At 46.8% G+C, this 17,528-nt stretch carries 23 protein-coding genes and 2 pseudogenes; 7 read left to right on the top strand and 18 right to left on the bottom strand.

Annotation, left to right across the window (positions count from 1 at the left end):
• Positions 1-24: 24 nt before the first annotated feature.
• From GT575_RS02570 to GT575_RS02555, 5 genes and pseudogenes are all read right to left on the bottom strand, one after another.
• Positions 25-318 carry a hypothetical protein gene (locus GT575_RS02570; protein ID WP_006859269.1) on the bottom strand — a complete coding sequence of 98 codons (294 nt, stop codon included), beginning with the start codon at positions 316-318 and terminating at the stop codon, positions 25-27.
• Between the two features lie 175 nt (positions 319-493).
• Positions 494-1,009, bottom strand: coding sequence for a hypothetical protein (locus GT575_RS02565; RefSeq protein ID WP_161171425.1), 516 nt, complete (start codon positions 1,007-1,009; stop codon positions 494-496).
• 221 nt (positions 1,010-1,230) lie between these two features.
• Positions 1,231-1,440, bottom strand: coding sequence for a helix-turn-helix domain-containing protein (locus GT575_RS02560; protein WP_015514784.1), 210 nt, complete (start codon positions 1,438-1,440; stop codon positions 1,231-1,233).
• Positions 1,441-1,582: 142 nt separating this feature from the next.
• Positions 1,583-1,666, bottom strand: a pseudogene (locus GT575_RS15610) (Maff2 family mobile element protein); the annotation flags it as partial.
• A gap of 36 nt (positions 1,667-1,702) precedes the next feature.
• On the bottom strand, positions 1,703-3,313 hold the full coding sequence (locus GT575_RS02555) for a recombinase family protein (protein ID WP_006773196.1): 1,611 nt from the start codon (positions 3,311-3,313) through the stop codon (positions 1,703-1,705).
• A gap of 213 nt (positions 3,314-3,526) precedes the next feature.
• Here GT575_RS02555 and GT575_RS02550 point away from each other — a divergent pair, with 213 nt between their 5' ends.
• Positions 3,527-4,066: a DUF3795 domain-containing protein gene (locus tag GT575_RS02550; RefSeq protein ID WP_139009664.1), complete on the top strand. Its 540-nt coding sequence runs from the start codon at positions 3,527-3,529 to the stop codon at positions 4,064-4,066.
• Between the two features lie 61 nt (positions 4,067-4,127).
• Here the strand turns inward: GT575_RS02550 and GT575_RS02545 are convergent, their stop codons facing one another.
• The 6 genes from GT575_RS02545 to GT575_RS02515 all read right to left on the bottom strand — a co-directional run bounded on the left by GT575_RS02545 (position 4,128) and on the right by GT575_RS02515 (position 8,299).
• Entirely contained in the window at positions 4,128-4,325 is a 198-nt protein-coding gene (locus tag GT575_RS02545; protein WP_009320846.1) for a transposon-encoded TnpW family protein, read from the bottom strand.
• Entirely contained in the window at positions 4,322-5,176 is an 855-nt protein-coding gene (locus GT575_RS02540; protein ID WP_007054584.1) for an ATP-binding protein, read from the bottom strand. Before GT575_RS02540 ends, GT575_RS02545 begins: the two co-directional genes overlap by 4 nt.
• On the bottom strand, positions 5,173-5,922 hold the full coding sequence (locus GT575_RS02535; RefSeq protein WP_006555734.1) for a phage replisome organizer N-terminal domain-containing protein: 750 nt from the start codon (positions 5,920-5,922) through the stop codon (positions 5,173-5,175). The genes GT575_RS02540 and GT575_RS02535 overlap by 4 nt, the downstream gene beginning before the upstream one ends.
• Entirely contained in the window at positions 5,912-6,124 is a 213-nt protein-coding gene (locus GT575_RS02530) for a hypothetical protein (RefSeq protein WP_161171424.1), read from the bottom strand. The genes GT575_RS02535 and GT575_RS02530 overlap by 11 nt, the downstream gene beginning before the upstream one ends.
• A 185-nt stretch (positions 6,125-6,309) precedes the next feature.
• Positions 6,310-7,932: a relaxase/mobilization nuclease domain-containing protein gene (locus GT575_RS02520; protein WP_032747089.1), complete on the bottom strand. Its 1,623-nt coding sequence runs from the start codon at positions 7,930-7,932 to the stop codon at positions 6,310-6,312.
• Positions 7,904-8,299 (bottom strand): plasmid mobilization protein, encoded by a 396-nt coding sequence (locus GT575_RS02515; RefSeq protein ID WP_097771034.1) that lies wholly within the window; start codon positions 8,297-8,299, stop codon positions 7,904-7,906. Before GT575_RS02515 ends, GT575_RS02520 begins: the two co-directional genes overlap by 29 nt.
• 77 nt (positions 8,300-8,376) lie before the next feature.
• Between GT575_RS02515 and GT575_RS14875 the strand changes: the two genes are divergently transcribed.
• The gene (locus GT575_RS14875) at positions 8,377-8,889 is read left to right on the top strand and encodes a hypothetical protein (protein WP_181991270.1); all 513 of its coding nucleotides are present in this window, start codon (positions 8,377-8,379) and stop codon (positions 8,887-8,889) included.
• Here the strand turns inward: GT575_RS14875 and GT575_RS02505 are convergent.
• The 7 genes and pseudogenes from GT575_RS02505 to GT575_RS15530 form a co-directional block, all read right to left on the bottom strand.
• A complete protein-coding gene (locus GT575_RS02505; protein WP_005341790.1) occupies positions 8,834-9,244 on the bottom strand; it encodes a hypothetical protein in 411 nt (136 codons plus the stop codon). The two genes, GT575_RS14875 and GT575_RS02505, sit on opposite strands and share 56 nt — an antisense overlap.
• 57 nt (positions 9,245-9,301) lie before the next feature.
• Positions 9,302-9,499, bottom strand: a complete 198-nt coding sequence (locus GT575_RS02500) for a helix-turn-helix domain-containing protein (protein ID WP_008818017.1) — start codon at positions 9,497-9,499, stop codon at positions 9,302-9,304.
• Positions 9,477-9,935 (bottom strand): RNA polymerase sigma factor, encoded by a 459-nt coding sequence (locus GT575_RS02495; RefSeq protein ID WP_434062915.1) that lies wholly within the window; start codon positions 9,933-9,935, stop codon positions 9,477-9,479. Before GT575_RS02495 ends, GT575_RS02500 begins: the two co-directional genes overlap by 23 nt.
• A 158-nt stretch (positions 9,936-10,093) precedes the next feature.
• Entirely contained in the window at positions 10,094-10,798 is a 705-nt protein-coding gene (locus GT575_RS02490; RefSeq protein WP_005946129.1) for a zf-HC2 domain-containing protein, read from the bottom strand.
• Positions 10,791-11,276 carry an RNA polymerase sigma factor gene (locus GT575_RS02485; RefSeq protein WP_008818014.1) on the bottom strand — a complete coding sequence of 162 codons (486 nt, stop codon included), beginning with the start codon at positions 11,274-11,276 and terminating at the stop codon, positions 10,791-10,793. Before GT575_RS02485 ends, GT575_RS02490 begins: the two co-directional genes overlap by 8 nt.
• Positions 11,277-11,543: 267 nt before the next feature.
• Positions 11,544-11,882 (bottom strand): Maff2 family mobile element protein, encoded by a 339-nt coding sequence (locus GT575_RS02480; protein WP_161171422.1) that lies wholly within the window; start codon positions 11,880-11,882, stop codon positions 11,544-11,546.
• Between the two features lie 85 nt (positions 11,883-11,967).
• Positions 11,968-12,321: pseudogene (locus GT575_RS15530) on the bottom strand (hypothetical protein); the annotation flags it as partial.
• A 152-nt stretch (positions 12,322-12,473) separates the two neighbouring features.
• On the opposite strand from GT575_RS15530, the gene GT575_RS02470 reads away from it, so the two are divergent.
• The 5 genes from GT575_RS02470 to GT575_RS02450 are packed head-to-tail and all read left to right on the top strand — an operon-like array spanning position 12,474 to position 17,463.
• Positions 12,474-12,671, top strand: coding sequence for a helix-turn-helix domain-containing protein (locus GT575_RS02470; RefSeq protein ID WP_005341232.1), 198 nt, complete (start codon positions 12,474-12,476; stop codon positions 12,669-12,671).
• Positions 12,664-13,335: a response regulator transcription factor gene (locus GT575_RS02465; RefSeq protein WP_055221923.1), complete on the top strand. Its 672-nt coding sequence runs from the start codon at positions 12,664-12,666 to the stop codon at positions 13,333-13,335. Before GT575_RS02470 ends, GT575_RS02465 begins: the two co-directional genes overlap by 8 nt.
• Entirely contained in the window at positions 13,332-14,519 is a 1,188-nt protein-coding gene (locus GT575_RS02460) for a sensor histidine kinase (protein WP_161171421.1), read from the top strand. Before GT575_RS02465 ends, GT575_RS02460 begins: the two co-directional genes overlap by 4 nt.
• A gap of 60 nt (positions 14,520-14,579) precedes the next feature.
• Positions 14,580-15,260, top strand: coding sequence for an ABC transporter ATP-binding protein (locus GT575_RS02455; RefSeq protein WP_138373143.1), 681 nt, complete (start codon positions 14,580-14,582; stop codon positions 15,258-15,260).
• A gap of 4 nt (positions 15,261-15,264) precedes the next feature.
• Positions 15,265-17,463 carry an ABC transporter permease gene (locus GT575_RS02450; protein WP_161171420.1) on the top strand — a complete coding sequence of 733 codons (2,199 nt, stop codon included), beginning with the start codon at positions 15,265-15,267 and terminating at the stop codon, positions 17,461-17,463.
• The last annotated feature ends 65 nt before the right edge of the window (positions 17,464-17,528 follow it).

Below are 17,528 nucleotides of genomic sequence, written 5' to 3'. Positions count from 1 at the left end.
TGTTCCTACAGCGGCTGTTTTTATTTATGAATCTTCTCCAACAAAAGACAGGATATTTTCATCAGTTTGTAATGTAATTGTTGCGCTTTCTGAATCATCAGAATAAACTCTTGTTCCATATACGCCTGTAACAGGCTCCTCTAAATTTTCAAAAGTTAATCCGAGTTTCGAAGAAGAATTGTCAATCTTTTCAAGCGAATATGTACCTGTCCATTCTTGTTTATGAGTGTTATCTGTTAAGATAAAACTTTTTTCTTCAAAACTCAATGTCAAATCCAATACTGGTATGTCATCATGCACTGAACCTGAGAATAACATATTACCATCTAAATCAGTAATAAATTCTAAAGACCAGTTATATGATGATACCGACCGAGTTTGGGAAGAATCACACGAACATAAGCCTACACACATAAAAAAACATACGCATATTGCCAATAACCGTTTCATTTTACCTATTACCAACCTTAATTCACAACTGTTTTGCATTTAATTAGGGAAGTGTCACAGGGTAAGAAATAGCGAAAGCTCCACCGCCTGCCAAGGCATTATTAGCGGTAGCAACACCAGAAACAGAAACCGTTCCCTTATCTCCGCTATTACCTGTTCTTCCAGTATCCACATCAGTTTCGATTGTTTCTTCACCGTCGGCTAATTCTGCAAATGCCGTATTGGTGGATTTTTTGTTCATAAGCACATTAACTGTACCAGTCATACCAGTGAACTCCGGTTTTGGAGATTCATACCACGGTACATACAACTTCACATGAACATCCTCATCATAAGTTGCATAAGAGTTAATACGAACATTAGCGACTGCTCTTTTGGTGACACCATCGGAAATCATAACATCGGTTAAGTATCCGTCATATTCTCCAATGACTACCGGCTGTTGAGTATCCGTTATTTCCGTTGTTGTTTCCGCTGCAAAAGCAGGAACCGCACTCACAGAAAAAAGCATACAAAACGCTACCAACGAGGTAAACAATCTTTTACTAAATTTTTTCATAAACAATGCTCCTTTCTAAAATGACCAGAACCTACATTTTTTGTATTCAGTTATTGGCAATATGCTACTAACCTGCAAGCACACTCTCAAATCATAAAATGTTTCAAATGTACTTGTTTTATTTTATGATAGCACTTATTTACATTGGGTACAATAGAAAATATACACCATTAAAATTTAATTTTTTGTGCAAATCGAATCAAATATAAAATTATATCGCTTTAGATATTGTCCTGTTCTAATTTAATCACATTCATAATACCACAATTCAAGGCTTCACAAATGCGAACCAGCGTTTCCATGCTGATATTCTTTCCCTTGCCCATGTTGGCAATCATATTTGTGGTAAGACCGGCGGCAAGCCGCAAATCCTCTTTCCTCATGCCACGCTCTTTCAGTGTGTTCCATAGTGGCTGATAACTAATGTGCATAGGCTTCCCGCCTTTCTTTCCATCGTCAAGTGTTTTATACCCATTATAGCAGAAATCTTGCGTTTCCACAATATTTCTTGACTACACCGCCGGTTCCGTCTGGATTGTGCTTTTCCTTTCTCCGCTTTTATTACATCTAATTAGCCATGAGCTGCTTCATGCCCTGAGACTTTGCTGATGTGTGATAAAGAAGTAATAGAAGTGCAAAAAATTTTGCCGTTCCTATCCGGCACTTAGCTCTTGTGTCGGATAGGTCGGGCGGTTATTCGGGCAAGTCCACCTTGCCAACAAAAGAATAATAAATCTCAATGTCCTGCCTACGGGTCTTGTTCTCGTCATAGCTGCACTCATGCACAACGATTTTCTCTACAAACTCCCGCAACAGAGTAGGGGTAAGTTCTTCAAAGCTGGTATGCCGCCGGACAACATTCATAAACTTTTCTGCGTTCACGGTGGCTTCCTGTGCTTTGGAAAGCTCCGCTTGGATAGCAGCGGCTCTTTCTTTCAGCTCCCGTTGTTCTGCTTCATAGTCTGCCGACAGCTCTGTGAAACGCTCGTCTGATATGCGCCCGGTCACGCTGTCCTCATACAGCCGCTTGAAGATAGCGGATAACTCGGCTATGCGTTTCTCGGTGGCTTCCAGCTCCTTTTTCTTAGCGGCGTTCCTGCGCTTGCCCCCGTCCTCGTTCTGCTCAATCAAGAGCTTCATAAACCGGGCTTCATGCTTTGCCGCATAGCTTGTCACTTTCCGCAGATTGGAGAGTACGCCAGCGGTCAAGAGGTCGGTGCGGATAAAGTGCGCCGTACAGTCATGGGTGCGTTTCTTGTAGTTGCCGCAGATATAACAGTCCTGCTTGCGCTTGTCCGTCTGGTATCGCTGCTGATACATGACACTGCCGCAGTCCGCACAGAACAGTATGCCGGAGAACAAGCCCACTTCATCATAGCGGTTGGGGCGTTTGCGCTGCTTGCGAAGTTCCTGCACCCGTTCCCATGTCTGGGTGTCTATGATAGGCTCGTGGTGGTTCTCGAAAATCACTTGCTTTTCCAGGGGATTTTCTACACTGTGCTTGACTTTGTAAGAGAGCTTTTCTGTCTTGAAGTTTACCAGACAGCCTGTGTATTCCCGGTTTTCAAGGATATGCACAACGGTATTGGTCGCCCACTTGCACTCATAGCCGGGGTGGTAGCGGCGGGTGCTGCCCGTCCTACGGTATTCCAGCGTCCCCGGCGTGGGGATTTGCTGCTCTGTGAGCATACGGGCTATCTTAGTCGGACCGTTCCCGGCAAGGCAGAGGTTGTATATCTGCTTGACTACGGGTGCAGCTTCCTCGTCAATAATGAAATTTTCGTCCTCGTCCATGAGGTAGCCATACACAGGCTTGCTTGTGATGGGCTTGCCACTCATGCCTTTTGAGCGTTTTACTGCTTTGATTTTCTTGCTCGTATCTCTCACCAGCCATTCGTTAAAGATATTCCGCAGCGGGGCAAAGTCATTGTCGCCCTGTGCGCTGTCCACTCCGTCATTGATAGCGATGAAGCGGACGCCTTTCTGTGGGAAAATCATTTCCGTGTACATTCCCACTTGCAGGTAGTTTCGCCCTAACCTCGACATATCCTTTACGATAACTGTCCCGACTTTTCCGGCTTCAATGTCCGCAAGCATGGCTTGAAAACCGGGTCTTTGAAAGTTCGCACCAGAATAACCGTCGTCCGTGTACCAGCGCAGATTGGAAAAGCCGTTCTGCTTTGCATAGGTTTCAAGGATACGCTTCTGGTTGGAAATGGAATTGCTCTCGCCTTGCAGCTCGTCCTCATGGGAAAGTCTTGGGTAAAGGGCGGTAATTGGTTGTTGGTTGGTCTGTCTTAACATAAAATCCTCCGTTTCCGACAGCCAGCCCCACTATTTCGTACCTTGATTGTACCACATGGGGTGGCTGTCTGTATAGCGGCAAAAGCGTCAAATCTGCTTCTTTATGGTCGGTCAAATCGCCGTTTTTTGTGTAGCAGATGATTGGGATTGCATAGTAGAAAAACTCTTGTTCTTATGGTAAAATGGAGCTAATCAATACAAGGGGGTGTGACAATGAAAGGGTTTGTCCGTAACAATCAGTACCTTTCTCTTTGTGGTCTAAATTGTAAATTATGTCCTATGAATTTGGCAGGGCATTGTTCCGGTTGCGGCGTTGATAATCAAAGTTGTAAAATCGCAAAGTGTAGTATTGAACATGGGAAAATCGAATATTGCTTTCAGTGTACCAGCTTCCCTTGTGACAAATACGCTCATATAGATGATTTTGATTCCTTTATAACTCATCATAATCAAATGAATGACATGGAAAAAGCCAGCCAGATAGGGATTCCCGCCTATAATGCTGAACAGGAAGAAAAGCGCAAATTATTGGATTTCCTCTTGTCACACTATAATGACGGGCGCAGAAAAAATCTATTCTGTGTTGCAGTCAATCTCTTAACGATTAAAGAAATTGAAAATATCTTGCAAACAGTTAAATCCGATAAGGATTTTCAAAGTATGGGGAAGAAAGAACAGGCTTCTGTTATCGCAAAACTGTTGCGGGATATAGCTGTTCCAAAAGGCATTGAGTTGAAACTTCGGAAAAAATAAAGTTGTTACTGATATTCCAGCGGTCATGCTCCCCGGCATGACCGCTTTTCCATGTCATCACTTATGCGCTGAACGGTGGCGTATGTCCGGCAGCAGCTTCCGCTTCCAGCACTTTCATCATCTTGTCGGCTGCGGTATCGGTTGCGCCCTGCTTGAAGAAGCCGGAAACGGTAAGGACGGAGTTGCCCATGCGGATTTCCGTCACACAGTCCGGGCGGCGGTCTGTTTTGGTGGTGCTTGTCTGTTTCGTTTCTGTCATAGGCTCTCCTTTCGCTGCTTCATCAGTTGCTTTAAGCGTTCCAGCTTTTCCTGTGCGGTTTCCTTTCGGAAGTTGCTGCCCGTGAAGCGGACGGGGGCGCACATGGAAGTCAGCCTGTCATAGATACGGGCGTGGGGCGTGTCCTGCGGGTGCTGCAATTCCTCCAGTGTGAGGTTGGTCGTGGCGATCAGCGGCTTGCCGCTTCGGTAACGGCTGTCAATCACGCTGTAAACCTGTTCCAGTCCGTATTCTGTCCCTCGCTCCATACCAAAATCATCAAGTATCAGCAGGGGGTAGCTGCAAAGGCGGGAAATATATTCGTTCCTGCCCTCAAAGCTGGCGGCAAGGTCACCCAGTATCGTTGCAAAGTTTGTCATGCACACCGGGACTTCCTGCTCCATAAGGGCGTTGGCGATACAGGCGGCAAGGTAGCTTTTTCCCGTCCCCACGCCTCCCCAAAACAGGTAGCCGATATTTTCAGCCTGCATGGTTTCCCAGCTCTCCACATAAAAGCGGGCGGTTTCGGTCTGTGGGTTTCTGCCGTTGTCATGCTCAAATGTCCAGTTCCGCATAGCAGGGTCAGTAAAGCCCCGGCGTTTCAAGTCCTCCACTTTTTCAAGGTGCTTCTGTCGGCTTTCGGCGGCTTGCTGCTTTTCACGGGCTGCCCGCTGGCAGTCGCAGTCTGTTGGGTGGCGGTTACGCCCGAAACAAGTCTTTCCCTCTGCAAAATAGGCTTCTTTGGGCGTATGGCACTTACCGCAGTATAAAAGCCCGTCCTCGCCTGTGTAATCCTCCGCTTCGGTGGTAGTGGTTGTAATGTCCGTAATCATAGCTTCAATCTCGTTTTTCATAAGCTCTCGCCCTCCTTGCATGAATAATCGGGTATGCCCTGTTTCGGGGCAGCCTTGCCTTTGGCAGCGTCCTCCTGCGCCCACTTGTAAATGGTGGCTGCATGGCTGTGGTACTGCTTCCCGGTGGAAGCGATATGGCAGGAAAGCCGGTCAAGGTAATACTCCCACTTGTCGGGCAGCTCTGTTTTCAGCCCGGAAAGCTCTGTATCGGTCAGTATCACATTGTTGTATCTGCCATAAGCAGCGGGGGCGGGGTGTCCCGTTTCTCCCTCTCTCTCTTTTTCTATCTCTATCTCTTTCTCTAACTCTATCTCTATCTCTGGTGGACGAATGTCGGACAAATGTCCGCCTTTTGTCCGGGGCGGTAAAAGTGCCTTGTTTTCCAGCCTTGCAGCCCGTTTCCTCTCGGCTTCGGTAGAGGACTGTCCTATCATCAGCTCAATATCGGTCATATAAAAAGCCCCGCTGTCAAGCTGCTCCACAAGCCCCAACTGCCGGAAAATCTCTAAAGCCCTCTCAACCGTCCCTATCTGGTGGCGGGTCAGTGTCGCTATCATCTGCGCTGTGTAGGGGATATGCTCGTCAAGCTGCAATTTCCCGCCGTTTTTCAGCGATTTTAAGTACAGCTTCAAGAGGATATTGGAGTATAAAATCCCGTCTTTCATATCTTCCAGCAGCACAATGGAGTCGCTGTCAAAAAAGTTCTCTTTCAGCTTGAGGTAGTAATACTTGCGGTTATCTGCCATTGTCCCTGTCCTCCTTTTTCCGGCGTTTGGAGTAGTAGCGGGGGCAGAGTATGACAACCGCCCGGAAGCTCTGCTTGCAGCTATGGGTACAGCCCCGGCAGAGGTCATTGTATGTGATACGGTCGCAGGTGGAATTCCCGACTTTCACTTGCCGCAGGAAAAAAGACCATTCCAGCCGCCGTTTCTTGCTCATTCTTGGCATGGGTGCGCTCCTTTCTGCCGTTTCCGCTGGTGTGGCGGTATCGGCGGTAATTCTGTATCATCTCGGTATCATTTTCGGGGTTTTTCTGCCCTATAAGCCCGTTAAAAAATCCTTTGGTATTTGCGGGTAGGGTACGGGGCAGCCCCCTTGTTCTGTATAGGTTCGGGTACATTTTGGGGCGGTTTTTATCGTTCCTGTTCCTGCCTTTTCACAGGCTTGCGCTCCCGGTGTAAAATCTGGTCGATATTGCCCTTGACCGTCTGTAAGCGGCGGTATTCCTCCCGTTTTGCCCGGTAATCGTTGTAGCCGCTGTTTTTCTCTTGGATAAGGGTTTCAATCTCTGCTTGCAGGGCTTTATAGCTCGGCAGCTTGGAAATGCCGTTCTCCCTGAAATAGCGGGCGGCTGCGTCTGCTATGATAAAGTCGCTTTCGTACTTCTGACGGTAGGCTGCTTTTGCTTTGGCGTTTTTCTGCTGTTTCAGCCCGTCCCGGACAGGGCGGGTCTTGGAATAGGCAAGCACCTGTCGTTGCAGCTCCTTTTTCCCGTTCAGCGTCTTTTCCACCTGCTTCAGCTCTGCAAGGCTTTCCTGCATGGCGGCATAGGCGGCAGAACAGGCTTCGTCCAGTTCCTCCGGGGAAGAAAAGCCGTACTGCTGGTAGGCAGTAACGGTAGCCGCCATCTGCTTTAGGTTGTGCTTTGCCGCCCAGCGGTCATAACCCACGCCCTTGCCCTCGGCTCGCTTGGCTTCCCGGTCAACCATGCGCTGCAAGATGTTGTCTGCCGGGGTGGTTTTTGCGGCTTTTTCCTCCTGCAAGCGTCCCTTTTGGGTGTGTGGGTATTCCGGTATGGCTTTGGTCTGTTCGGCGGCTCTGTGGGCGTTCTGCGTAAGCAGGGCAAGGACAGCAGCCTTGTCAAAATCGTCCCCCAGCTTCCGGGCTGTGATAGGCTTCGTCCTGTCCGGCGTGAGGTAGGAAAGCCGCCCCCGGCTCTCCTTGACGGTCACACCCTCCTGCAGCAAAAGGGAAGAAAACTCGTCAAAGCTGGCAGCTTGGGAAAGTGCCTGCCGTATCGTCCGGCGCAGCTTCGCCTTGTCCGTTTCAAACTTGGTGGGCTTGGTCGGCTGTCCTGCGGCTTCTCTGGCGGCGTTCTCTTTATCAAGGGCAAGCTGCCCTTTCTTTGCCGCCCAGTATTCCCGTTCCGTTATCCGTTCCTTGCTGCCGTTCAAGAGGTCGATTTGGTAAAGCCCCTCCCGGTGGCACATCTCCATGACTTCACTCTTGAAATATTCCATAGCGGCGTTGGTACAGCGGTGCTTGCAGCCCTCCCTTGTGTCGGCTGGTCTGTCCATGTAGGGCAGAAGCGGGACTTCGTAAATCCGCAGGGAGTTGATGACGATATGCACATGGATATTGCCGCTGTGGTTATGCCCGTCCGGGTGGGTGCATACAAGGGCTTGGTGTCCGGGGAAATGCTCTTTGCAGAACTGCTCGCCCAGCTCCTGCGCCCGGTCTACGGTCAAGCCGTTGTCTGTTCCGTCCCGTGGGTCAAAGCTGATGATATAGTGGTGGCTTTTCACATCTTCCCGTTTTTGATTTTTCTCATGGCGGAGATTGGCTCGCATACAGGCAACAGCGAAATCCTCGCCCCCACAGTTGAGGGAAGAAATGCGGTAATCCTCCCTCGGTATCAGCCGCCCGTTTTCATCAAGGGTGGGCTTCATGGTAAACTCGTCATGCTCAAATGTGAGATAGGCTTCCGCTGCGCCATAGTCCGCATTTTTAGAGCTGATATGTTTGAATGTTGCCAACAGCGTCACCCACTTTCTGCAAGACTTCAAACTTTAGGGCAGCAAGGTCGGAAACCGCCGCCCGTACCTCCCCGGCAAGCTGCGGGTAGGGGCTGTGCCACTCGTTCAGCGTCCGGGCTATCTGGTTTAAGTTGCCGCCGATCCTGCCGTATTCGGCGGTCAGCTTCCCAACAGCGGCAAGCAGCTCATCGTTGACGGGGGAAACGGTTATGATGGGGCGTATGGCTGCCCCGGTTATGGCTTGCCGGATAAACTCGGCTTGGCTCATGTTGTAAGCAGAAAGCCTTTCCGCAAACTCGGCATATTCTTCCTCGGTCATGCGTGTCTTGACTACCCGGCTGCGGTGCGGCGTGTTGTATCGTTTCATAGGTGGTTGACCTCCTTTCTGTGCGTGGTGTCCTCTCACTAATAGGAGAAAAACAGGGGGGTGAAGCGGAACTGTTTTTGAAAAATCCGAAAAAATATTTTGAGGGATTTTTAAGCGGCGCAAGCCGCATAAGCAGGGTTTGGGGAAGGCACTCCCCAACAAGATTCCCGCAGGGGCAAAATGAGCGAAAAGCGAATTTTGGTACTGCGGTAGAATCTTGCTCTAAAAAACTACCGCTTTCCTCGGCGGCTCTGGTTTGTGGATATACTGGCTTGCTCCACCAATATAGCGATTGCGGCGGCGTGTTCTGCCCGCTGTTCACCACTACAACGGTGAAAAGGGGGCGTTTTGGCAAACGCAGCGGAATTTTTTTTGTTTTCCCTGTCTGCTCCCTACAACAATCCGGCGGTGTGGTTTGCCAAAGATTTTTGAAAATGGACGCAAAAAAAGCAGTAAACCTTTTCAAGATTTACTGCTTATCTGCCGCTGTGATGGGCGGCGGTATTAAATTGTCAGCCGTTTTTCAAATGGAATTTATCTGCAATCGCTTTCTTTCTGCTTTCCAATTCCTTTTCTGTAATCTTCCATAATCCTAACGCAATGATCTGCTATCTTTTGCATTCCGAGTTCTTCAAAAAAGGCAATTTGTATTTTCATCAGTTCTTCACAAACAGTCAACTTCTGCTCATCCATATTGCTAATAGCAAGCCATGGGAACGCTTTATATTTCTTAGTGTCCCCAATGAGAAAATTGTACCCTATCAACTCATTTTCACGGAAAACGAAATAGAATTGTGGGCCTGAACCTGGAACTGACTTTTCCATAATTTGCTGCATTGTTTTCACGCCGCCGTATGCCGGAAAAAAACCTATTCGCTCAAGAGCATTTAATATGTCAATCCTTTTATCTGTGGGTATGTCTCTATAATTGATAATCTGTTCCATTTGATCTACCCTCATTGAAGTTTAATTTGTCAGCCTCTAATTATACAACTTTTCTGTTTAGCGGTCAAAGCGGAACTTCAACAGGCTTTCTATCAGTTGCCTGACGATATGCTCCTGCATATCCGTGTTAATCTGTCCGTCCATTTTCGCACAAGAGCGGATATATCCGGCATAATGAGATAGAACGGCGGCAACAGCTTCTGGGTCGCCCTCGCTTGCCTTAACGATTGTTTCATAGGGAAGTAGCTGGTTCATAGGACAAGCCCTCCAACTCTGCCCGTAGCTGCCGTAAAATCATCTGAATACGCCGCCCGGTTGTGTTGCCAGCCCGTCCATATCTCCGTCCAATCTCCCTATGCGTCAATCGTTGGAAGTAGTACAGGAAAATGATTTCCTGTTCCATCTGTGATAGTGCGGACAGCGCTGCGGCAAGCTCTGGACTTTCCAAAAGCACCATCTGACCACAGACGAAAAGCGGATAGCTGTTCATGGCAGCTTGCTCCGCAAAGTATTTATCTGTGGTGCTGAATGGATAGTGTTTTTCTTCTATCAGATATTCAAGCGAGATTTCCCGCTTGCGGCGGCTGCGTATGCTCCGGGCTGCGTCTATGGCAGCGTGGCGAATAACAGTCTTGCAAAAGGCATCGTGTGTATGCCGGATATGTTCTTGATACTTTTCGTGTTCGGTCATGGAAAATCCCCCTTTCTGAATAATGGCAGAGGGCGGCAGCATTTTATGCTGTCGCCCTCTTGATTACCGAACAGCAAAGACGGGCGGGGCTGTCAACGGCGGCGCATTTGCGCCGTTCATCTTGACCGTTGACAGGCTCGGCTGGGTTTGCTATCTGCTCACGGCAATTCACTCTCATTGATAGGAATTGCCTCAAGTTCCGTATTCAAATTGTTCCAATAAGAGCCGATATCCGCACTTGTGAAATACTTAAAACCGCCTGCTGCTGACTTCAATTCGCCGTTTTTAACCCCATAGCAGGCGTAAATCAAATCGTAGCTTGTTCCATCTGAGAGGTTAAATCTAAAGCTGGTCACATCTGCTCCGGCAGTTTCCTCAGTCGTTTTGTCTTTTAGGGATAAGCCCTTGAACTTATCATACAGGGTCTTTATATCATTTTCAGCAACAACTACTTTCTTTTCTGCTGATGCAGGCACTCCGTCATAGTGGTACATTTCAACGTTTTCGACATCTTCAACCTCAAATGGGAAGTCGATTTTGACAGGCTCATAAGCAATGTTTATAGGTAACAGAAAGAGAGCTGTAAAAATTGCAATGATACAAAGAGCGATGGAAACGAGAACAGCAATCGTTATCTTTTTTCTGCCTCTCTGCTTTTCTTTTGCCTCATGGCGCATAATAACGCTTTCGCTTTCTTCGTGAAGAACATCTTCGCTCGTGTGAGAAAGCAATTTCTGATAAATTGCGTTACAGTCAGCACAGGCGTTCAAATGCTCTTTTACCATCTCTGCGCTTGCTTCGCTGCAAGCACCGTCAACATACAGCGGAAGAATATCTCGAACAATATCGCATTGTTTACTCATGCTTTTCATCCATCCTTTCTTGAATTTTTAGCTTTGCACGATGATAAGTAACTCTCGCCCATGATTCTGTTTTTCCAAAAATTGCAGCGATTTGTGAAAAAGATAGTTCCCCGAATACGCGAAGCTGAAAGACTTCTTTGTATGGTTCTTCCAAACGGTGAAGAACGAGGTGTATGCGGAACGCCATGTCAGAATCTGCAACTGAGTTCTCAACATTTTCATTTGATGGCAAGTCATTGATTTCACTCACATCAGCTACTCGCTGACGGCTTCGCATTTCATCATGGTAAAGATTTTTTGCTATGGAGCAGAGCCATGTCAATTCATCTGACTTGCCTTTGAATTGTGATGTTGTAGAAACAGCCTTATAGAATGTGTTCTGCGTGATTTCCTCTGCTATCTCACGATTTTTGGCAAGAGAAATAGTATACGAGTATACCTGTAAATAGTAGGCTTTATAGAGCTTTTCATAGTCCATACTTGTCATCACCTCCTTCAGCTTCATAGGTTAGACGGAGAAATCGGAATTTCGTTACAAAGAAGTTTGAAATTTTTATACCTTTACGCTACTCTTGCTTTCTGCGGACTATTGGTAGACGCGCATTAACGGCAAGCAAAGAGATTGCTGTGTCAGCTTGATATGTTCAAATGCTAATTAAGTATAGCATACAGCTATGAATTTTTCTATTGCGTTCCCCTGACTTCGGAATAGTGGCAGGGCTGGCTATCCATGTCTTGTGCTTCTCTACCGTACATGAGCATTCGCACCGGGGTTATCGTTGCCGTAACCTTCGAGGAGGTTTACGACACCCCAAAGCGAAACACCGCCGCCGATAAGGCAGATGACGCTTTTGAGTACGGTGCAGGCAGTAGTGATAAAGGACGAGGTATCGACCTCGCCGGTGCCTGCTGCGAATGCCTGAGTTGCACAGGTAGATGCCATGATGCCTGCAACAGTGCAGAACATCGTTGCCTTCTTTGCACCACGGGTGAGCTTAGAGAGCCACTTGTGCTTAGGTGCAGAGGTAGTGGTTGCTGTCTCCATAGCGGTAGCATCGACCGCAGAAATATTCAGTTCGTTCATAGGTAAAAAGTCTCCCTCAAAATAAAAAAAGTAGTGTCCGCAGCTTCAACCGTTTCTCTTTTATTCGGTTTCTTCACTGTCCGAGTTAAAATCCGACATATATCTCTTTTTCGTCGGTTTCCTCAGAATTTTGTGTATCAGCGGTTTCTGTTTCTGTTGCTGATACTGTTGTAACTTCCTGTCCGGCGGCCGTCATATCAACACCATACCCCGTGAACTTTTCCTGTCGAGACAGTCTCAAACGCATCGCCTTTTGGTCACTCACAAATTTTTCGATGTTGAACCCCATCTCAGGATTATCGTCCAAGAGCATTGGATATTGCTTATGACGGGTAATGTCAAACTTGTCCGAGAAGAACGGACGCACTCCTCGCACCTGTAAGATACATTTACCGCCGTCCATGACCGCCAGTTCGTCCTGACTTTTCAGTTCTTTGCCACAATGTCAAGTGATGAATTAAAAAAATGGCAGCCACGATCAAAGAATTCCTTTTTGTGGCTGCCATTCTGATAATTATTAGCTTGACTTGTACTGCTTAACTTGTTTTATTCGAGAGTACGAATTATAATATGGCAGTACGGAGGTGCTATATGGATTACATGACTTTGAAAGAAGCAAGCAAAATTTGGGGAGTAACACCCCGTTGGATAAATTACTACTGTTCCGCAGGACGTATCCCAGGAGCGGAAAAAATGGGAACCGTCTGGCTTATCCCAAAGAATGCTACGAAGCCATTGGATGGGCGGAGAAAATCTGCCGGGCAATCAGGAGGAGAACATCATGATTGAAGTTTATTATGCGGAAGATGACGAAACGATTGGCAAGTCTGTAAAAGAATATTTGGAACAGCAGAATTGCAAAGTAGCCGTTTTTGATAGAATTGCAGATGTCAAGAAAGCATTAATCGGTCATTTACCTACAATCGTCTTGCTGGACTGGAATATGCCGGACGGACAAGGGAGTGAATTATGCCTTTGGATTCGGGAAAGATGGAAAACTCTGCCTATTGTTTATTTAACGATTCGGGGCGATTCCCACGACATTGTTACTGGTTTCCAAAATGGGGCGGATGATTATGTGGTAAAGCCCTTTGATCTTGCCGTTCTGTATTCCCGTATTTTGGCACTGCTGCGAAGAACCAAAACCGTAACCGACACAAAGCTATTCTGCGATGACCTGATGTTGGATAAAGAAAAAACGGCTGTCTATGACGGGCAGAAAGAAATCGTTGTAAGCCAGCCGGAGTACCGCATTCTGCTGATTTTGATGGAAAACAAGGGAAAAACGATCACCAGAAATCAGCTATTAGAGCAGGTTTGGGATCGCAGCGGGAATTATGTAAACGATAATACGCTGACGGTCACAATGAAAAGATTGCGGGAAAAGCTGAATCATCCAGCCTGCCTAAAAACGATCCGAAGTTTTGGCTACCGTATGGAGGACACACAATGAGCGAAAAATGGAAACAAAAAATACTTCTGATTTTTCCGTTTGCTGTTCTTGCGGCAGGCATGATACTTACCGCCGCTTTCTTCCTGCACACGTACCGGCAGATTGCATTTGAACACACCTCGGCATTATGCGAAACCATATTGGCAAATTCTCCTGAAGCAGAGCCACAGCTATTAGCGGCTCTGAAAGACTATCATTCATTGACGGAACAAGAACTCAGAGGCAACGATTATCTGGAAAAATACGGATACCGGGTCGATGATTTTTGCTATGATTTCCCGCTGGATACCGTGCTTTTTCCGATTCTATTTTTCCTTGTGACTGCTTGTGCTTTTGGAGCTGGAACTTTTTTGTCCCACAGAAAAAATCGAAAGAGAATTGATGATTTGACCGAGTATTTGGAACAGGTTAATATCGGTGCTGGCGGGACATTGATACAGGCGAAGGAAGATGAATATTCCCATTTGCAGGACGAAATATACAAAACTGTCACGATGCTTTATCAAACAAGGGAAACAGCAGTTGCCGCAAAGAAAAATTTTGCAGAGAACCTGGCTAATATCGCACATCAACTGAAAACGCCGATCACAGCGGCCTTTTTGTCGTTGCAGCTTATGGAAAAAGAAATTCCGGGGGCTTACGCAGAACAGGTAAAGCAGCAGTTGAAACGATTAAACCGTCTGGAAGAATCTCTGCTTATGCTTTCCAAAATTGATGCTGGAACGCTGCCGCTCAAACGGGAAAAGGTCGATCTTTATACGGTATTAAATCTGGCGGCAGATAATCTGAACGATTTATTGCGGAAAAATCATATTACTGTTGAAATTCCAGAAAATGGCTGTATTGAATTTTGGGGGGATTTGGAGTGGACAATGGAAGCCCTCATCAATCTCATCAAGAATTGTATGGAACATTCCAAGCCGGGCGGCGTAGTCCATTGTGGCTACTCTGGCAACCCTCTCTATGTAGAAATTCAGGTATGGGATGACGGGGCGGGCTTTGACACAGAGGACTTACCGCATCTTTTTGATCGTTTTTACCGGGGCCGGTGTGCGGTTGGAGATGGAATTGGAATTGGTCTGGCTCTTGCCCGTTCCATTTTTGAATTGCAGAACGGAACTATAACCGCCTGTAACTTGCAAAATGGCGGTGCTTGTTTTGAAATAAGGATGTACAGTCACTGAGATGTCACTTTACTTTGTTATACTGTACGCAAGACCATTTCGTAGAGAGGAGAAAGTGACATGGAAATACTAAAATGTGAAAATGTCCGAAAGGTATATGGTTCTGGGAACAATCAGGTCGTGGCGTTGGATCACATTGACTTGTCTGTACAAAAAGGAGAATTTGTAGCAATCGTAGGGGCATCCGGTTCGGGGAAATCTACACTGCTGCATATTTTGGGAAGCGTGGATAAGCCGACAGAAGGGAAAGTCCTGATAGAGGGGACAGAATTATCTGCCATGAACCGAACCCAGGCAGCCATTTTCCGGCGCAGGAAGGTCGGATTGGTCTATCAATTTTATAACCTGATCCCCACCCTTACCGTCCGAAAAAATATACTCATGCCGCTCCTGTTAGACAAACGCAAACCCAATCAAGAATACTTTGAGCAGATTATACATTCCCTGGGAATCGAAGATAAACTGGAATCACTGCCCAGCCAGCTTTCCGGCGGACAACAGCAGCGAGTTGCTATCGCCCGTTCTTTGATCTATCGCCCGGCGCTGTTGCTTGCTGATGAACCGACCGGCAACCTGGATCGGAAAAACGGAGAGGAAATTATTGACTTGCTAAAATTATCTAACCGTAATCTGGAACAGACGATTCTTTTGATTACCCATGATGAAAAGATCGCATTGGAGGCGGATCGCGTTATTACCATAGAGGACGGGAAAATTGTCGGCGATCAGAAACGGAGGTAAGAATATGTGGAAAGACTATTCGATAGGATTCATCAAAAAGAATCGGGCTTCCAGCGTATCCGTTCTGGTTGCGGCGTTTATTTCTGCCCTGTTTCTTTCTTTGCTGTGCGGTTTGTTTTATAACTTCTGGAATTATGAAATAGAATCTGTTGTTTTAGAAGAAGGAAACTGGCAGGGACGCATCAGCGGGGCGTTTGAAGAAGATAAAGTGTCCGAGATTGAGAATTTCGCCAATGTAAAAACGGCTATAATCAATGAGGATTTATCAGACGATCAAACTCTTGTAGTTGATATTTGCTTTGATAACATGAGGGCTGTGTATCAGGATATGCCTCTTATCGCCCAGCAGTTAGGTGTTCCGGAAACTTCCGTATCGTATCATGAATCACTGCTGTCAAGTTATTTCATCAACGATCCGCAGGACAGCAATCCGCCCTTATTGATGGCTTTTTATCTCTTTGTACTCCTGCTTGTGTCGGTGTCTTTGATTTTAATCATCCATAACTCGTTTGCTGTATCTATGAATGCCCGTGTCCATCAGTTTGGCATTTTTTCCAGCATTGGGGCGACGCCGGGGCAAATCCGCACCTGTCTTTTACAGGAAGCGGCGATGCTTTGTGTGATTCCTGTTTTGATCGGAAGTATTGTCGGAATCGCTTTGACCTTCGGAGCCATCCAAGCAGTCAATATTCTCGCCGATGGTATTGTCGGCAGACATGAAGCTGCCTTTGCCTATCATCCGCTGGTGTTTGCAGTCACGATTCTGACCTCGTTTTTGACGGTACTGATTTCTGCCTGGCTGCCAGCCAGGAAATTGAGCAAGATGACCCCACTGGAAGCTATAAAAAACACGGGAGAATTACAGCTAAAACGGAGAAAAAAATCCCGTATTCTTGCGCTTTTATTTGGAACCGAAGGGGAACTTGCCGGGAATGCGCTGAAAGCACAGAAAAAATCTCTGCGAACCGCCACGCTGTCGTTGACCCTTTCCTTTCTGGGCTTTGCTCTCATGCTGAGCTTTTTTACTCTCTCTGGAATCAGTACAAACCATACCTATTTTGAACGCTACCAGGATGCCTGGGATGTGATGGCAACTCTTGAGGACACAAGGATCGAGGACTTTTCTCATACGGATGAAATCCATGCTTTGCCTGATACAGACAGTGTGATTTATCAAAGGGCAAACGCCGTTTGTTCTATTGGGGCGGACGCTGTCAGCGAAGAAGTAAAAAGTCTGGGTGGTCTTGAAACAGTCGCCGGAAGTGATGTCAGTATGGCAGATGGGATTTATACCATTCAGGCTCCTATTGTAATCATGGACGACAGCAGCTTTGCCACGTATTGTGAGCAGATCGGCGTTTCCTCAGCGAAAAACGGGAGCGTTGTTTTGAACCGTATTTGGGACAACATAAACAGCAATTTCAGATACAAAGAATATGTTCCATTTTTGTCAGAGAACCAGGACACGATGACTTTACAAAACCCGGAAGATGCGGCTGCAACTGTGGGAATTCCGGTTTTGGGCTTTACACAGGAGCCGCCGGTTTTGAGAGAAGAATATGATAACTATGCTTTAGTTCAATTTGTGTCCCTTTCCACATGGAAACAAATCGAAGAGACGATTGGAAATGCTGAACCAGATACCTATATCCGCATTCTCTCAGAAAAAGAAAGAACCCTGACAGAACTGAGTATGATTGAAACCGAGCTGACGAATGTGCTGGGGCATGACATTTCTTTCGAGGTGGAAAACCGGGTTCAGGAAAAGATAGACAACGATGCCATGCTGAACGGATACAAACTGATAATTGGGGCGCTGTGTGTGTTGCTGGCCTTCATCGGGATCGCTAACGTATTTTCCAACACGCTGGGATTTATCCGGCAAAGGAAAAGAGAATTTGCGAGATATATGTCCATTGGCATGACGCCGGAAGGTATGCGAAAAATGTTTTGGATCGAGGCCCTCGTGATAGCGGGTCGCCCCGTTCTGATCACGCTGCCGATTACGGTTGTGTTTGTGTGGTTGATGATAACGGCAAGCTACCTGAATCCAATGGAATTTTTAGCAGTGGCTCCCATTGTTCCTATCCTGCTTTTTATCGCGGCACTTTTTGGCTTTGTCGCATTGGCATATTACCTGGGTGGCAAGAAAATTCTGAAATGTGATCTGGTAGAAGCACTGCGAACGGATTATATGGGATAATACTATCGTTCAGACAAATCGCTTTATCCACAACAAAAGCCCCATCCCTCAGTGGTTGAGAGATG

This window comes from Coprococcus sp. BIOML-A2 (assembly GCF_009875795.1).
Classification (GTDB): domain Bacteria; phylum Bacillota; class Clostridia; order Lachnospirales; family Lachnospiraceae; genus Coprococcus; species Coprococcus aceti.
Note: the sequence above shows the minus strand (reverse complement) of the source record. Positions and strands in the feature narration are given on the sequence as shown.

Coding starts and splice junctions, on each gene's coding strand:
- GT575_RS02500 (WP_008818017.1), bottom strand. CDS start 9,499: ATGAACCAGCTACTTCCCTATGAAACAATCGTTAAGGCAAGCGAGGGC.
- GT575_RS02465 (WP_055221923.1), top strand. CDS start 12,664: ATGATTGAAGTTTATTATGCGGAAGATGACGAAACGATTGGCAAGTCT.
- GT575_RS02570 (WP_006859269.1), bottom strand. CDS start 318: ATGTTATTCTCAGGTTCAGTGCATGATGACATACCAGTATTGGATTTG.
- GT575_RS02495 (WP_434062915.1), bottom strand. CDS start 9,935: ATGACCGAACACGAAAAGTATCAAGAACATATCCGGCATACACACGAT.
- GT575_RS02450 (WP_161171420.1), top strand. CDS start 15,265: ATGTGGAAAGACTATTCGATAGGATTCATCAAAAAGAATCGGGCTTCC.
- GT575_RS02530 (WP_161171424.1), bottom strand. CDS start 6,124: ATGCCAAGAATGAGCAAGAAACGGCGGCTGGAATGGTCTTTTTTCCTG.
- GT575_RS02560 (WP_015514784.1), bottom strand. CDS start 1,440: ATGCACATTAGTTATCAGCCACTATGGAACACACTGAAAGAGCGTGGC.
- GT575_RS02565 (WP_161171425.1), bottom strand. CDS start 1,009: ATGAAAAAATTTAGTAAAAGATTGTTTACCTCGTTGGTAGCGTTTTGT.
- GT575_RS02485 (WP_008818014.1), bottom strand. CDS start 11,276: ATGGACTATGAAAAGCTCTATAAAGCCTACTATTTACAGGTATACTCG.
- GT575_RS02540 (WP_007054584.1), bottom strand. CDS start 5,176: ATGAAAAACGAGATTGAAGCTATGATTACGGACATTACAACCACTACC.
- GT575_RS02460 (WP_161171421.1), top strand. CDS start 13,332: ATGAGCGAAAAATGGAAACAAAAAATACTTCTGATTTTTCCGTTTGCT.
- GT575_RS02545 (WP_009320846.1), bottom strand. CDS start 4,325: ATGACAGAAACGAAACAGACAAGCACCACCAAAACAGACCGCCGCCCG.
- GT575_RS02550 (WP_139009664.1), top strand. CDS start 3,527: ATGAAAGGGTTTGTCCGTAACAATCAGTACCTTTCTCTTTGTGGTCTA.
- GT575_RS02480 (WP_161171422.1), bottom strand. CDS start 11,882: ATGAACGAACTGAATATTTCTGCGGTCGATGCTACCGCTATGGAGACA.
- GT575_RS02505 (WP_005341790.1), bottom strand. CDS start 9,244: ATGGAACAGATTATCAATTATAGAGACATACCCACAGATAAAAGGATT.
- GT575_RS02470 (WP_005341232.1), top strand. CDS start 12,474: ATGGATTACATGACTTTGAAAGAAGCAAGCAAAATTTGGGGAGTAACA.
- GT575_RS02455 (WP_138373143.1), top strand. CDS start 14,580: ATGGAAATACTAAAATGTGAAAATGTCCGAAAGGTATATGGTTCTGGG.
- GT575_RS02535 (WP_006555734.1), bottom strand. CDS start 5,922: ATGGCAGATAACCGCAAGTATTACTACCTCAAGCTGAAAGAGAACTTT.
- GT575_RS02515 (WP_097771034.1), bottom strand. CDS start 8,299: ATGAAACGATACAACACGCCGCACCGCAGCCGGGTAGTCAAGACACGC.
- GT575_RS02555 (WP_006773196.1), bottom strand. CDS start 3,313: ATGTTAAGACAGACCAACCAACAACCAATTACCGCCCTTTACCCAAGA.
- GT575_RS02490 (WP_005946129.1), bottom strand. CDS start 10,798: ATGAGTAAACAATGCGATATTGTTCGAGATATTCTTCCGCTGTATGTT.